This is a genomic window from Pseudomonas sp. TMW22090 (assembly GCF_022496665.1).
GTDB lineage: Bacteria > Pseudomonadota > Gammaproteobacteria > Pseudomonadales > Pseudomonadaceae > Aquipseudomonas > Aquipseudomonas gregormendelii.
On the sequence record NZ_SCFH01000002.1, the window covers coordinates 419,719 to 433,141 of the forward strand.

General features: G+C 57.9%; 14 protein-coding genes, 1 tRNA gene and 1 pseudogene. 9 read left to right on the top strand and 7 right to left on the bottom strand.

From position 1 onward, the window contains the following. Positions 1-18: 18 nt before the first annotated feature. Both tgt and queA read right to left on the bottom strand, forming a co-directional pair. On the bottom strand, positions 19-1,134 hold the full coding sequence (gene tgt / locus EQV97_RS08020) for a tRNA guanosine(34) transglycosylase Tgt (RefSeq protein ID WP_163019375.1): 1,116 nt from the start codon (positions 1,132-1,134) through the stop codon (positions 19-21). A gap of 14 nt (positions 1,135-1,148) precedes the next feature. Continuing rightward, a complete protein-coding gene (gene queA / locus EQV97_RS08025) occupies positions 1,149-2,198 on the bottom strand; it encodes a tRNA preQ1(34) S-adenosylmethionine ribosyltransferase-isomerase QueA (RefSeq protein WP_122837616.1) in 1,050 nt (349 codons plus the stop codon). A gap of 108 nt (positions 2,199-2,306) precedes the next feature. Between queA and EQV97_RS08030 the strand changes: the two genes are divergently transcribed. Beyond that, positions 2,307-2,391, top strand: a tRNA-Leu gene (locus EQV97_RS08030). Positions 2,392-2,547: 156 nt separating this feature from the next. Then, entirely contained in the window at positions 2,548-2,877 is a 330-nt protein-coding gene (locus tag EQV97_RS08035; protein WP_122837615.1) for a hypothetical protein, read from the top strand. Positions 2,878-3,644: 767 nt separating this feature from the next. Here the strand turns inward: EQV97_RS08035 and EQV97_RS08040 are convergent. Then, the gene (locus EQV97_RS08040; protein WP_240888784.1) at positions 3,645-4,037 is read right to left on the bottom strand and encodes a hypothetical protein; all 393 of its coding nucleotides are present in this window, start codon (positions 4,035-4,037) and stop codon (positions 3,645-3,647) included. Positions 4,038-5,142: 1,105 nt separating this feature from the next. Between EQV97_RS08040 and EQV97_RS08045 the strand changes: the two genes are divergently transcribed. Further along, positions 5,143-5,424: a DUF3077 domain-containing protein gene (locus EQV97_RS08045; RefSeq protein ID WP_240888785.1), complete on the top strand. Its 282-nt coding sequence runs from the start codon at positions 5,143-5,145 to the stop codon at positions 5,422-5,424. A 214-nt stretch (positions 5,425-5,638) separates the two neighbouring features. Here the strand turns inward: EQV97_RS08045 and EQV97_RS08050 are convergent, their stop codons facing one another. Together EQV97_RS08050 and EQV97_RS08055 are read right to left on the bottom strand one after the other, a co-directional pair. Further along, entirely contained in the window at positions 5,639-6,007 is a 369-nt protein-coding gene (locus EQV97_RS08050) for a PH domain-containing protein (RefSeq protein ID WP_045062660.1), read from the bottom strand. 53 nt (positions 6,008-6,060) lie between these two features. Next, positions 6,061-6,195: pseudogene (locus EQV97_RS08055) on the bottom strand (two pore domain potassium channel family protein); the annotation flags it as partial. Between the two features lie 103 nt (positions 6,196-6,298). On the opposite strand from EQV97_RS08055, the gene EQV97_RS08060 reads away from it, so the two are divergent. The 4 genes from EQV97_RS08060 (at position 6,299) to EQV97_RS08075 (ending at position 9,651) form a co-directional block, all read left to right on the top strand. Next, positions 6,299-8,212 (top strand): alkaline phosphatase family protein, encoded by a 1,914-nt coding sequence (locus tag EQV97_RS08060; protein ID WP_240888786.1) that lies wholly within the window; start codon positions 6,299-6,301, stop codon positions 8,210-8,212. Positions 8,213-8,486: 274 nt separating this feature from the next. Further along, on the top strand, positions 8,487-8,741 hold the full coding sequence (locus tag EQV97_RS08065) for a type II toxin-antitoxin system prevent-host-death family antitoxin (protein WP_082069261.1): 255 nt from the start codon (positions 8,487-8,489) through the stop codon (positions 8,739-8,741). Then, positions 8,738-8,992 carry a Txe/YoeB family addiction module toxin gene (locus tag EQV97_RS08070; RefSeq protein WP_240888787.1) on the top strand — a complete coding sequence of 85 codons (255 nt, stop codon included), beginning with the start codon at positions 8,738-8,740 and terminating at the stop codon, positions 8,990-8,992. Before EQV97_RS08065 ends, EQV97_RS08070 begins: the two co-directional genes overlap by 4 nt. Before the next feature lie 161 nt (positions 8,993-9,153). Next, positions 9,154-9,651 (top strand): GNAT family N-acetyltransferase, encoded by a 498-nt coding sequence (locus EQV97_RS08075; RefSeq protein WP_122837610.1) that lies wholly within the window; start codon positions 9,154-9,156, stop codon positions 9,649-9,651. Between the two features lie 2 nt (positions 9,652-9,653). Here the strand turns inward: EQV97_RS08075 and msrA are convergent, their stop codons facing one another. Continuing rightward, positions 9,654-10,358 carry a peptide-methionine (S)-S-oxide reductase MsrA gene (msrA, locus tag EQV97_RS08080; RefSeq protein ID WP_122837609.1) on the bottom strand — a complete coding sequence of 235 codons (705 nt, stop codon included), beginning with the start codon at positions 10,356-10,358 and terminating at the stop codon, positions 9,654-9,656. 24 nt (positions 10,359-10,382) lie between these two features. After that, positions 10,383-10,907, bottom strand: a complete 525-nt coding sequence (gene msrB / locus EQV97_RS08085) for a peptide-methionine (R)-S-oxide reductase MsrB (protein WP_122837608.1) — start codon at positions 10,905-10,907, stop codon at positions 10,383-10,385. A gap of 151 nt (positions 10,908-11,058) precedes the next feature. Here msrB and EQV97_RS08090 point away from each other — a divergent pair, with 151 nt between their 5' ends. Both EQV97_RS08090 and EQV97_RS08095 read left to right on the top strand, forming a co-directional pair. Beyond that, entirely contained in the window at positions 11,059-11,775 is a 717-nt protein-coding gene (locus EQV97_RS08090) for a response regulator transcription factor (RefSeq protein WP_122837607.1), read from the top strand. Then, a complete protein-coding gene (locus EQV97_RS08095) occupies positions 11,772-13,286 on the top strand; it encodes a HAMP domain-containing sensor histidine kinase (RefSeq protein WP_122837606.1) in 1,515 nt (504 codons plus the stop codon). Before EQV97_RS08090 ends, EQV97_RS08095 begins: the two co-directional genes overlap by 4 nt. Positions 13,287-13,423: the final 137 nt, after the last annotated feature.

A 13,423-nucleotide genomic window follows, 5' to 3' on the forward strand; every position in this document is an offset into this window, starting at 1 on the left:
ATCTTGGGGTCAGAAAACTCAGTCCAAAGGCGGAACGGGAAGCCCGCGTTTGGCGTAGAAGGCATCGACAAAGGCGGCCAATGTACCCTGTTGAATAGCCTCGCGCAAACCAGCCATAAGCACCTGGTAATGGCGCAAATTGTGGATGGTATTCAACATGCTACCCAGCATTTCGCCACACTTGTCCAGATGGTGCAGATAAGCACGGGAGAAGTTCTGGCAGGTATAGCAATCGCAGGTCGGATCCAGCGGCGAATCATCATGGCGATGGAACGCGTTGCGGATCTTCAGCACGCCTGTATCAATGAACAGATGCCCATTGCGGGCATTACGGGTTGGCATCACGCAATCGAACATGTCCACACCGCGGCGCACACCCTCAACCAGATCTTCCGGTTTGCCAACGCCCATAAGGTAACGAGGTTTGTCAGCCGGCATCTGGCCCGGCAGATAATCCAGCACCTTGATCATCTCGTGCTTGGGTTCGCCCACCGACAGACCGCCAATGGCAAGGCCGTCGAAGCCGATCTTGTCCAGGCCTTCCAGGGAGCGCATGCGCAGATCCTGGTGCATGCCGCCCTGAACGATCCCGAACAACGCCGCCGTATTGTCGCCATGGGCATTCTTCGAACGCTGGGCCCAGCGCAACGACAGCTCCATGGAAATGCGCGCGACGTCTTCGTCAGCCGGGTACGGCGTGCATTCGTCAAAAATCATCACGATGTCCGAGCCCAGGTCACGCTGGACCTGCATCGACTCTTCCGGCCCCATGAACACCTTGGCGCCATCCACCGGGGAGGCGAAGGTTACGCCCTCCTCCTTGATCTTGCGCATGGCGCCCAGGCTGAACACCTGGAAACCACCGGAATCGGTCAGGATCGGGCCTTTCCACTGCATGAAATCGTGCAGGTCGCCGTGCTTCTTGATCACTTCGGTGCCAGGGCGCAGCCACAGGTGAAACGTGTTGCCCAGAATGATTTCCGCGCCGGTGGCGGTGATATCCCGCGGCAGCATGCCCTTCACGGTGCCGTACGTGCCCACCGGCATGAACGCCGGGGTCTCGACGGTACCGCGCGGGAAGGTCAGGCGACCGCGACGCGCCTTGCCGTCTGTGGCAAGCAACTCAAACGACATACGACTTTGGCGACTCATTCTTTGTCCTCAGGGCCACGTGGTGCGGGGTTACGGGTGATAAACATCGCATCACCGTAGCTGAAAAAACGGTATTCATGCTCCACGGCGGCTTTATAAGCGGCCATGGCTTCGGGATAACCGGCGAACGCCGAAACCAGCATCAGCAGCGTGGATTCGGGCAAATGGAAGTTGGTGACCAGGGCATCGACCACATGAAACGGCCGCCCCGGGTAGATAAAGATGTCGGTATCGCCACTGAACGGCTTGAGCACGCCATCGCGCGCGGCACTTTCCAGGGACCGCACGCTGGTGGTCCCCACCGCCACCACGCGCCCACCGCGAGCGCGACAGGCCGCCACCGCATCGACCACATCCTGGCCGACTTCCAGCCATTCAGTGTGCATGTGGTGATCTTCGATCTTCTCGACGCGCACCGGCTGGAACGTTCCCGCACCCACGTGCAGGGTCACGAACGCCGTCTCGACGCCCTTGGCGGCAATCGCCTCCAGCAGCGGCTGATCAAAATGCAGCCCCGCCGTCGGCGCCGCCACCGCGCCCAGGCGCTCGGCGTACACCGTCTGATAACGCTCGCGATCCGAGCCTTCATCCGGGCGGTCTATATAAGGAGGCAACGGCATGTGCCCGACTCGGTCCAGCAGAGGCAACACCTCCTCGCTAAACCCCAGCTCGAACAACGCATCGTGACGGGCCAGCATCTCGGCCTCGCCACCGCCATCGATGAGGATCTTCGACCCAGGCTTGGGCGACTTGCTGGACCGCACATGGGCCAGCACGCGATGACTGTCGAGCACCCGCTCAACCAGAATTTCCAGCTTGCCGCCGGAAGCTTTCTGGCCAAACAGCCGCGCCGGAATCACCCGGGTATTGTTGAACACCATCAAGTCGCCCGGGCGTAAATGCTCAAGCAAATCAGTGAATTGACGGTGTGCCAGGGCGCCGCTGACCCCATCAAGGGTCAACAGGCGACTGTTGCGACGCTCAGCCAATGGATGGCGAGCAATCAGCGAATCAGGGAGCTCGAAAGTAAAGTCAGCAACGCGCATGATGGGGTTCGTCTAGCAGGGCCGGGAAGTCTAGCGGAAATATCAAAAATTCTCCATGAAACGTGATTGACCAACGGTAATCTCATCTCTATACTTCGCCGCCATTGAGCCCTGATGGCGGAATTGGTAGACGCGGCGGATTCAAAATCCGTTTTCGCAAGAAGTGGGAGTTCGAGTCTCCCTCGGGGCACCAAAATTGAGAAAGGCCTTGCTTAGCAAGGCCTTTTTTTTCGCCTGCGATAAAGCTACCCCACCACCCCCGTAGGAGCCGCCGAAGGCTGCGATCTTTTGATCCTGCTCTTCCCCATCGCTCCCACACCCGGTGAAAAATTTCAAAAGGATTCCCCCCATGGAATTGCTCCTGGAAACCGTCTCCCTGTTTTGCCTGAAGCTCGCGTATGAGACGGAAGGCTCGAGCCCGATTCTGCGCGACGATCCGATCATGAGCGATTACGAGCGCGAGGTATTTGGTTTACTGGTGCGCCAAGGGGATGTCGCTGCAATCCAGTTGAGGGTCGACCAATGCCTGGCGTTGGCACTGGATGCCTTGGGGGGCGTGGATAAACCCTTGGGGCGCGAACTGCAAAGGCTGTCGGTGGATTTTTATGATGCGCAGACTTTGCAGCAACTGGAAGCACCGATTCTGATGCTGCAGAACTACCTCAAAGACATTTATTAAGCGCCGAAAAGCTTACCGTAACGGCAAGCTTCAAGCGTGCTAACACATCGCTGTTTCAGGCATTGCAGATCATGAGTTACATTGGTTGTTTTTCGTTCGAAAGAACTACCCCCCAGAAAAATCCTATCTTTATCATTAGATTTAAGACGAAAGAGGTTACCTTCAGAAACTAAACTCACCACTGCATTGGAGGCACGAACAAGACAACCTGACACGCCAGATAATGAAGCCCCCCGATTATTTACGTTTCCTGGCGGGGTAAAACGACTAGCATTTTGGAGCGGGACAAAACTACCAACATTATTAATAAGTGGCATTACAAAGCAACCTCAAAATATGAGAAGGCGCACGATATGCTGCGTCCAGTTCTTTGCACAAATAATTTATAAGCTTCATACGAACTTTTAACAAACGTGTTCCGAGAGTTGATTCAATACACTTAAAACTCGGCACATTCATAACAGCCTCAGACACCGTTAAAACGAGCACTGAACACAATCAAGCTTGCGCTCAGCCGTCATCTCGGAGCATCTATTTTATTGCGCTCCGAGATAGATACTGGACCAAGGCAGCCAGTTATTATCGGCACGCAAATGACGGCTTTCAAATAACTGATAAACAACACCGCATGCCCACGCCTCGAATGATCACCCCCGCCTCAGTTAGCGCCGACCAGAGGCGGGAAATGTTATACAACTCTCCGCCATCCATTAACATCTTCAGGGTGCGAGCAAAAGCCTTATAAGGCTTTACCTCCCACCGGAATATTAGTTACGACAGTATGCATCAGCTAACTTATCAGCCGCTGCTTGTGCTTTAAAGTCGGCCCGTTTTTGTTGTTCAGTTTGGGAGGGGGCTTTGTATCCTTCTATATACTCCTGTCTATCAAGCTTGTTTTTACCACTTACCAACAGCTCGTCAATAGTATTTACTTTACCTGCAGCCCCCTTAGTCCCTTGGGACGAAGCAACACTCCTTGCAATTTCCAACGTACTGATGCACTTTCTGGTCTCGCTACTGAAGTTGGTAGACTTCAATTCGTTTTTAACTGTTTTTATAAATGAGTTTGATACATGACCGTCATCTAGCCCGCCCTTTGTAGGCTTGAAACAACTAAATATTTTCATATTAACAACACCGTCAATTAATAATTTCAGCATCGTAACCAACAAAAACAACAACGCCTATCACATTACGCTCACTCTAGACATAAATCAAAAGCCTACTTACCCACACATTCTTTCATCCCCACTTAAAAAGTTGGCAAATGCAAGATCACAGAAAGCAACATCAGAAAACTCTTAAACATTACGACTACCTTTTAAGCATGACTGGATCTGTCACACTTGAACCCGACCTGCGTGGAATTTCTGACTTTGATTTGCACAACAACCACTTTACGCAGGGTGTTTTGGTTCCCTTCAATTTGCTCGCCGCTACTGATCTGCGGTGGATAGAGCCCGAATAACGGAGTTGCAGGAAGCGAAGCTGGGGGATTCCCCCCCCCTTTACTGCCAATTCAGCGGCCGGGTGTGAGAGCCCGAATCAATCAAGGCGCAAAGCGCCCCTAAACACGTCGTCGCGTTTTTTCGTGTGCGATATGGCTTTATGGCGGCTGTGCATGGGAGCCCTTAGGGTCTGCCGGTTGCCTTGATTGCCGGTTTCTCACCCCGCGCACGGCTGTCATTCAAGCCCGTGAGAAGGCTCGTGGCAGCTCCTCAAATCAAGGAGTTGGATAATGCGCAGAATCAAACCGTACGAAGTGTGGCTTCCCCCTCGTCGCTGATGAAATTTCGCAACTAGCGTTAGAAACGCTATTTGTATTTTTAAATACATATAGTCATCGGAATATTCTTAAATGGCGACAAGTGCATCTTCACTGTTCCTGAGGTGGCCGATCTCCAATGAATGCGCCTGAAACAGGATGTTTTAAAGGTTGCAGGGAAATGGCCTGCACGCTACCCTTCCACCGTCGCTACCAACTCAGCGGCCGGGCTTGGAAACCCGATCAAATCTGGAAGCGCATCAGTGCCTTACTCACGTTCGCAGGAGTTTTTACTCTCGCAGTCGTGATCTATGGGGGCTGTGCGTGGGACGTCTTCGGACGTGCCGGTTTACTGGATTTTCGGTTTTCCAACCTTGGAGCTTCATCATGCGCAGTATAAATCCGTACAAAATTTGGCTTTCCCCTCTACGCGGCTCCCGGTTGCGTAACGCCTCACCATCCACCCTCCCACACGCCCTCTCCATCACCGGAGGTGGCAAATGACCGACAATCCAGAACTCAAAACCATCGGCTTCACACCCGCGATCTACCTCGGTAATCAAGCGATGTTTCACGTCATGGGTGGCGTGCCCATTAGTGATGCGTTGTCGATGGCTTCGGATTTTCTTTGCCTTGCCAAGTCGCTGACTGAGGATGCGGCTTATGCGAAGGACAATGGGCGGCATGCTTGGGCTGCGTATTATCTGGTGGCTATGGGTAAGGCGTTGGTTGATGATTCGGTGAAGGTTTTGATGCGGGAGCGGGGGAATTCTGGGGGTTAGTCTGAGGGTGGGCTTGCGATGGTGCTGGGTCATTTGGGTTTGTCGTGGATGATCTGGCGCTATCGCGGGCAAGCCCGCTCCCACAGGGGTGGTGTTTGGGGTCTGGATTTTTGGTTGTCTGCTGGGGGGCCAGGGTTGTGCAGTGGGGCTCCCCCTGATTCGGGGGCGGGCGCGAATGGTGCCAGCCCCCATCTTTTCGGGGGATGCACCCGCTTCAGAGCAGGTGCTGAGAAATCAACTTGGAGATTTCCACCATCGAGGTGCGCCCGGTGAATTCGAATTTCACCCTGCCCAGCGACGAAAAATAGATCTCCAGTTCCGAATCCAGATCGAAGGTTCCCGACGTTTCCACCGAGTACGCCACGATGTTCTTGTACGGCAATGAGGTGAAGTCTTTCTTGCTGCCCGTCAGCCCCTGGACGTTGACTGCGATGATGCGTTTGTTGGTAAACACCACGCCGTCGCGCATGGATTTGTAGGAGTCGATGACCTGCTCCCCCTCCAATAGCAGTGCGGTAACCCGTTCGGCGTATTCGTCGTTTTGCTTGAGCTTGAAGAAGCCTTTGTTGTTGAAGTCGATCATGTGCCATTCCCTATGGTTTAAATGCCTATCTAAGCATGTCGCCGCAGGCTTACCTACTCCTCCCCCGCCGTGGCCTTCACCGCCACTTCAATCGCCCGAACGCTGACCGCCGCAAATATCGCGGTCATCAACACGCCATTGAACCCGGGCAGGATCGCCAGGATCCGCGATACGCCGAGTTTGGGCACGCGGCACCGCAACAAGTGCCCGCGGCGATGCCGCGATGCTTTCGCTGTCCGCCGCCACCTGCGTTATCATCGCCCGCCTCTGCGCACCAAGAGCCTTGACCGGATGTCCGTACCGCTGCCACCAACCGCCGATCTTCACTCCCTGCCACCGGTTCTCGCCGGCCCGCTGTTGCGGCGCCTGGAGCCCACGCGGCTGGTGCTGTGGCTGGTGGGGTCGCGGGAGCTGGAGCTGACCCTGCGTTTGCAGGGTGTCGCCGACATCCGCCTCGATGCCACGCAGTGCACGGTGATTGCGGTGGGCAGCCATGCTTTCGTGCATTTGATCGACGTGCCCCTCGACAGCGCCCTGCCCTGCGACACGCTGATCGAATATGACGTGTTGATTGACGGCGCCGGCATTGCCGACTGGGCGCCGCATCTGTTGTATGGCGGCGCGCTGCGACCGAATTTTGTGTTGCGCTCGCGGGTCGATCAGTTGCTGCACGGTTCCTGCCGCAAGCCGCATCATCCTGCTGCCGACGGTTTGCTCTGTGTCGATCAGTTGCTGGCGACCGAACACGAGCCGCAGCAACGTCCCGCGTTGTTGATGATGACGGGCGACCAGGTGTATGCCGATGACGTCGCCGGGCCGACGCTGCGGGCGATTCATGCGCTGATCGAGCGGTTGGGGCTGTTCGAGGAACACCTCGAAGGCGCGGTGGTCAGCGACAGCGCCAGGCTTTATGAGCACCCGGCCAGTTATTACCACCGAGCGGATTTGTTACCGGCGCTTGAGAGCAACGAGACGTTGCGTGAGCGATTTTTCGGTGGGGCGCGCAAGCCGATTTTCACCAGCAGCAGCGCCGACAATCATTTGGTGACGTTTGCCGAGGTGATGGCGATGTACCTGCTGGTGTGGTCGCCGACGGCCTGGACGCTGATTGCGCCACAGCCGCCGGTGCTGACTGCAGAGCGCCGTGAGCGGTATGCGCTGGAGCAGACGCGCATCGATGGTTTCAAAGCTGGCTTGGGGCGTGTGGCCCGGGCGCTGGCGCATTTGCCGAGCCTGATGATTTTCGATGACCACGATATTACCGATGACTGGAACCTCTCCGCGCAGTGGGAGGAAACGGCCTACGGGCATCCGTTCTCCAAGCGGATCATCGGCAATGCGTTGATTGCCTACATGCTGTGTCAGGGTTGGGGCAATAACCCGGACGCGTTCAAGGATCTGCTGAAGAAAACGGCACAGTTCAGCGCCACCGGGCAGGACCGTTACCTGGACAGCCCGGTGCAGGACGACCTGATCGATGACCTGCTGAAGTTTCAGCAGTGGCATTACGTGCTGCCCACCAGCCCGGCGCTGGTGGTGATTGATACCCGCACCCGGCGCTGGCGCAGCGAGATGACGCTGAAGCAGCCTTCGGGCTTGCTCGACTGGGAAGCGCTCAGCGAGTTGCAGCAGGAACTGCTGGATCACCCCTCGGCGATCATCGTCTCGCCGGCGCCGATCTTTGGTGTGAAGCTGATCGAGACGGTGCAGAAAGTGTTCAGCTGGTGCGGTTTTCCGCTGCTGGTGGATGCGGAAAACTGGATGGCCCATCGTGGCGCGGCGCAGGTGATCCTGAATATTTTCCGACACTCGCGCACGCCGGGTAATTACGTGGTCCTGTCGGGGGATGTGCATTATTCCTTCGTCTACGAGGTATTTATCCGACACCGCAAGGGCGGGCCGCGCATCTGGCAGGTCACCAGCAGTGGCATCAAGAACGAGTTTCCGCCGAGGCTGCTGGAGTGGTTCGACCGGCTCAACCGCTGGCTCTACTCACCGCGCTCGCCGCTGAACTGGCTGACCAAGCGTCGGCTGATGCGCATTGTGCCGCATGTGCCGGAGCATGCTGAAGCGGGTGAACGGCTGTGGAATTCGGCGGGGATCGGGCAGGTGTTCTTTAACGAACAGGGTCAGCCCCAGGCGATTTATCAACACAATTCAAACGGCCTGCCGAAGACGCGGATGGTGGCGCCGCAAGAGGACTGACGGGGGCCCGGGTCGTCTGTATCGCGAGCAGGCTCACGCCTACAAAGGAATATGTAAGAGCGTCCCAGTCAGAAACCGACCTGATCCTGGCGGAATGCAGGATGGCGCATTTATCGGAAAAGGCCTACATCACTAGCAGAAACGTCTCAGCGGCTATCGGGTGATACTCAGCTCATACGCAAATGCACCGTTTGCGTAGCGACCACTCAGAGGTATTATCTTGCCATCCTGTACTCATTTCTGTACGTTCTTTGCTTCAGGCGAGGACTACAACATGCAAACCATCAACTACACGACAGCTCGAGCGCACTTGGCCGAAACAATGGATCGAGTGAACGAAGACCGTGCCCCATTGCTGGTGACTCGTCAAAAAGGTGAGCCGGTGGTGATGATGTCCCTGGCGGAATACAACGCTTTGGAGGAGACAGCATATTTACTGCGCTCTCCAGCCAATGCCGAGCGCCTGATCAAATCGATCGGCAATTTGCGCGCAGGAAAAACCAAAGCCAGGCAACTCATTGAAGAATGAATATCGAGTTCACTCCTGAAGGTTGGGACGACTATCTGTGGTTCCAACACAATGACAAGGCAGGCCTCAAGCGAATCAACCTGCTGATCAAATCAATTCAGCGCGAGCCTTTCACCGGACTTGGGAAGCCTGAGCCGCTCAAACACAATTTGAGCGGCTTTTGGTCCCGGCGAATCACGGCAGAACATCGCCTCGTATATTCAGTTGAGGACGGAGAGCTTCGGGTTGTGATGTGCCGGTATCACTACTGATTTTGGCTTGGTAGGCAATGCGCCATGCAGCGATGGGGCAAGCAGTAGCCAGTCAAGCCCGGCATGCACTAGTCTGCGCGGTGACCTGATCGACAGGGAGAGCGACGATGTTTAGTGTCTGCGTCGAGCATCTCGCTTCATCAACACGCCAAGGACAGCCCATGACTTCCCCTACCCTTTACCGCCGAGCCACTTCCCAGGATTTGCTGGCCATTTGCAGATTGGGCCAGCAACTCAACAGCCTGCACCACCAGCACCGGCCGGACATCTACGCACCCTCTACCGGGGATTTCGCCCGCGACAGTGACTTCTGGCGCCCCAGCCTCGAGGGCGAAAATCACGCGGTGTTCCTCGCCGAACAGGCTGCGACGGTGATAGGTTTCATCACCGTGCAAGTCACCGAATCGAAGGGCTCGCTGATGCAACCGCAGCGAGTCGGGCGCATCGGTTCGGTCTGTGTTGACCAGGCGGCCAGAGGCCAGGGCGTTGGCCGCGCACTGATGGCGCAGGCCCAAGCCTGGGCGCTCGACCAGGGCGCGGCGGATTTGCGTTTGACCGTGTGGGGCTTCAACGCGCCGGCGCAGCGCCTCTATGAAGAACTGGGGTTTGAAATGCGCGCGTTCGAAATGGGCAAGCGCCTGACCGATGTGCAGGCCTAAGGTTACGACCCGCCCTTGATCAGCACCGGTTTCTCCTGATATCGATCCGCAAACAGCTGTTTCAACTGCGCTACTTTCGGCAAGTCGTTGATGACGATGTAGGGATAGGTGGGATGTTCCGTCAGGAAGTCCTGATGTTCATCCTCAGCCGGGTAGAAGCCGTTGTAGCTTTCCAGCCTGGTCACGATCGGTTTGCTGAACGAATGCGCGGCGTCGAGCTGGGCGATGTACGCCTGGGCGACCTTTTGCTGCTCGCCGCTGCGGGTAAAAATCGCCGATCGATACTGAGTGCCGCTGTCCGGCCCCTGGCGATTGAGTTCGGTGGGGTTGTGGGCCACCGAGAAGTAGATTTGCAGCAGGGTGCCGTAGCTGACCTGAGTCGGGTCAAACGTGACTTCGACAGCTTCCGCGTGCCCGGTGTCGCCGTCGCTCACTCGCTCGTAGCGAGCGGTATCGGCGCTACCGCCGGCGTATCCCGACTCGGCTTTTTTAACGCCCTTGACGTGCTGGAACACACCCTGCACGCCCCAGAAACAGCCGCCGGCGAATACTGCGGTTTCACTGCGGGCCTGGGTGGTTGGGTCGAGTGCCGGAGGTGGAATGACCACTGCGTCCCCGGTGCCCAGGGAGAAGGCCGAGCATTGACCGATAACGCCGGCAGCGGCCAGGCCCAGCAGTGTGCGACGCCAGGTGAAGGATAATTTCATGGGTCTAGCTCCCGAAACGAAAGATCAAGCCGGCGTGAACTTCATCGCCAGGCCGTTCATGCAGTAACGCTGGCCAGTGGGTTGGGGCCCGTCATCGAAGACATGCCCCAGGTGACCGCCACATCGTCGGCAGTGCACCTCCTCGCGCACCATGCCGAATGAACGGTCCTGGCGAATGCCCACCGCGTTGTCCAGCGGCGCCCAGAAGCTCGGCCAGCCGGTGCGGCTGTCGAATTTGGTGGCCGAGGAAAACAGCGCCAGGTCACAACCGGCACAGGCGAACGTACCGTCCCGGTGCTCATCGTTCAGCGCACTGCTGTAGGCGCGCTCAGTGCCCTCTTCGCGAAGTATTTCGTATTGCTCGTCGCTCAGCAGGGCACGCCATTCACTGTCGCTGTGCGTCACTTCGAAGACCTCTGCGGCATTGGCATCGCCAATGAAATCGCCAATGAATGAGCAGCGACCGGCAAATTTGGGCAATACACCGACCGCCAGGGCTGCAACCCCCAGCCCGCCGCTCGCTACGAGAAACTGCCGTCGTGAAAACATGCTCGTCTCCAAAAATCCAGGGGGCCTTTCATGGAACACAGCCTAGGCTGAGTGTGATCGCCAAATCCTCACGGAGAGTTAAATAAATCGTGATAACTCGACGGGCGAAAAACCCGCACACTACCCACACTGCGCTGAAGGATTAAGCTTGATGGAACAGACCAAACGCGTCCTGGTGGTCGAGGACGACCTGCATATTGCCGACCTCATCTGCCTGCATCTTCGTGATGAACAGTTCGAGGTGGTGCACTGCGCGGACGGGAACGAAGGCATGCGCATGCTGCAGCAGGGAGGCTGGGATGCGCTGATCCTCGACCTGATGCTTCCTGGGGTCGACGGGCTGGAAATCTGCCGCCGCGCCCGTGCGATGGCGCGCTACACGCCGATCATCATCACCAGCGCCCGCTCCAGTGAAATGCACCGGATCCTGGGCCTGGAGCTGGGTGCCGACGATTACCTGGCCAAGCCCTTTTCCATGCTCGAACTGGTGGCGCGGGTCAAGGCGCTGTTGCGGCGAGTGGATGCGATGGCGCGCAACCTGAAAATGGACGCCGGCAGCCTGAGCCTTGATGGCCTTTCCATTGACCCGATCACCCGCGACGTCGCCCTCGATGGCCGGCGCCTGGACCTCACGCCCAGGGAGTTCGACTTGCTGTACTTCTTCGCCCGCCAACCCGGCAAGGTGTTCTCGCGCATGGACTTGCTCAATGCGGTGTGGGGCTACAGCCACGAGGGTTACGAGCACACGGTGAACACTCACATCAATCGCCTGCGGGCCAAGATCGAGGCCGACCCGGCGCAGCCCGTGCGCATCCTCACGGTGTGGGGGCGTGGCTACAAGTTCGCGGCGCAAGAGGACCAGCCATGAAGCTGACCCTGACACAACGCCTGTCACTGGTGTTCGCCGTGCTCCTGCTGGTGTGCTGCGGCACGTCGGCGTGGATGCAGGTGCGCGCCAACCAGATGCATGAGCAGGAAGTGGTACAGGGGTTGTCGAGGAATCTGGCGCAACACATTGCCAATGACACGGTGCTGATGAACAGCCAGGGCCTGATGCCTGATGCGGTGCGCAACCTGTTCAGCCAGTTGATGCTGGTGAACCCCAGCGTCGAGGTGTACCTGCTGGACCCAGCAGGTCGGGTCGTCGGCAGCGCTGCACCGGAGGGGCGGATTCGCCGCGAGCAGGTGGACCTGGCGCCCATCCAGCGCCTGCTCGCTGGCGATGCCCTGCCGATACTGGGCGACGACCCGCGCAGCACCGATGCACGCAAGGTGTTCAGTGCCGCGCCGTTGAAGGTCGATGGCAAGCCGGTTGGCTACCTCTATGTGGTGCTGCTCGGCGAGGAACATGACCGCTTCGCCGAACAAGGCGCCACCAGCGCGGCGCTGAACACGGCCCTGTGGTCAATCGGGCTGGTGGCGTTGCTATGCCTGATCGCCGGTCTCGCGGCCTTCTCGCTGATCACCCGGCCCTTGAGGCGCCTGACCGCGAACGTCAGCCAGTTCGATATCGATGGCATGCCGCAAACACCCCCGGCACCCGTGGAAAAAGCCGCCAGCCATGACGAAATCGCCGTACTAGACGCCGCCTTCCGCCAGATGCAGGCGCGCCTGAGCGAACAATGGCGCTCGTTGACTCGCCAGGACCAGGAGCGGCGCGAGCTGGTGGCGAACATCTCCCACGACCTGCGCACGCCCCTGGCGTCGTTGCATGGTTATCTGGAAACCTTGTCGCTCAAGGACGCGACCTTGTCCGTGGCCGACCGCCGCCGTTACCTGGGCATCGCCCTGGATCAGAGCCGCAAGGTTGGCGGGCTGGCACAGTCACTGCTGGAGCTGGTGCGGCTGGAGCATGGATTTGTGCAGCCCGTGCTGGAGCGGTTTTCCCTGACCGACCTGGTGCAGGACATTTTCCAGAAGTTCGAACTGACCGCCGAAGCGCGCCAGGTGCAACTCAAGGCCAACTTTGCGCCAACGGTGTCCGGGGTGTTTGCCGACCTGGGGCTGATCGAGCGGGTGCTGACCAACCTGTTCGATAACGCCCTGCGCCATACGCCGGTGGGCGGAATCATCAGCATCAGCCTGGTCCCGCAGGGCGGGTTCGTCGAGATCACGGTCAGTGACAGCGGCCCGGGGATTGCTGCGCAGTTGCGTGAGGGGTTGTTTCTGCGGCCGTTCAACATTGGCGGCGCGCGGCGGGATGGCGGATTGGGGTTGCGAATTGTGCAGCGGATTCTGCAGTTGCATGGCCGCGAGATTCGTTTGCTGGATGTGCCGGGCCAAGGGGCGACGTTGGTGTTTTCGTTGCCAGTGGATGAGGAAGTTGCCACGCAATTGGCGGTGCGGTCGATGAATCTGAATACGCCGGGAAAGGTCTGACGGACCGCGGTGCCTGCATCGCGGGCAAGCCTTGCTCCCACAGGGCTCTCAGGCAGGCAAGACACGTTCGGATAGTTCACCGCCCCGCGTGAAAATAGGCCAATGCACAGAACCCGACAGGGCTAATATCCACGCTC

Excerpts from the sequence above, each read along its gene's own strand:
- tgt (WP_163019375.1), bottom strand. The coding sequence starts at position 1,134 with ATGTCGTTTGAGTTGCTTGCCACAGACGGCAAGGCGCGTCGCGGTCGC.
- queA (WP_122837616.1), bottom strand. The coding sequence starts at position 2,198 with ATGCGCGTTGCTGACTTTACTTTCGAGCTCCCTGATTCGCTGATTGCT.
- EQV97_RS08035 (WP_122837615.1), top strand. The coding sequence starts at position 2,548 with ATGGAATTGCTCCTGGAAACCGTCTCCCTGTTTTGCCTGAAGCTCGCG.
- EQV97_RS08040 (WP_240888784.1), bottom strand. The coding sequence starts at position 4,037 with ATGCTGAAATTATTAATTGACGGTGTTGTTAATATGAAAATATTTAGT.
- EQV97_RS08045 (WP_240888785.1), top strand. The coding sequence starts at position 5,143 with ATGACCGACAATCCAGAACTCAAAACCATCGGCTTCACACCCGCGATC.
- EQV97_RS08050 (WP_045062660.1), bottom strand. The coding sequence starts at position 6,007 with ATGATCGACTTCAACAACAAAGGCTTCTTCAAGCTCAAGCAAAACGAC.
- EQV97_RS08060 (WP_240888786.1), top strand. The coding sequence starts at position 6,299 with ATGTCCGTACCGCTGCCACCAACCGCCGATCTTCACTCCCTGCCACCG.
- EQV97_RS08065 (WP_082069261.1), top strand. The coding sequence starts at position 8,487 with ATGCAAACCATCAACTACACGACAGCTCGAGCGCACTTGGCCGAAACA.
- EQV97_RS08070 (WP_240888787.1), top strand. The coding sequence starts at position 8,738 with ATGAATATCGAGTTCACTCCTGAAGGTTGGGACGACTATCTGTGGTTC.
- EQV97_RS08075 (WP_122837610.1), top strand. The coding sequence starts at position 9,154 with ATGACTTCCCCTACCCTTTACCGCCGAGCCACTTCCCAGGATTTGCTG.
- msrA (WP_122837609.1), bottom strand. The coding sequence starts at position 10,358 with ATGAAATTATCCTTCACCTGGCGTCGCACACTGCTGGGCCTGGCCGCT.
- msrB (WP_122837608.1), bottom strand. The coding sequence starts at position 10,907 with ATGTTTTCACGACGGCAGTTTCTCGTAGCGAGCGGCGGGCTGGGGGTT.
- EQV97_RS08090 (WP_122837607.1), top strand. The coding sequence starts at position 11,059 with ATGGAACAGACCAAACGCGTCCTGGTGGTCGAGGACGACCTGCATATT.
- EQV97_RS08095 (WP_122837606.1), top strand. The coding sequence starts at position 11,772 with ATGAAGCTGACCCTGACACAACGCCTGTCACTGGTGTTCGCCGTGCTC.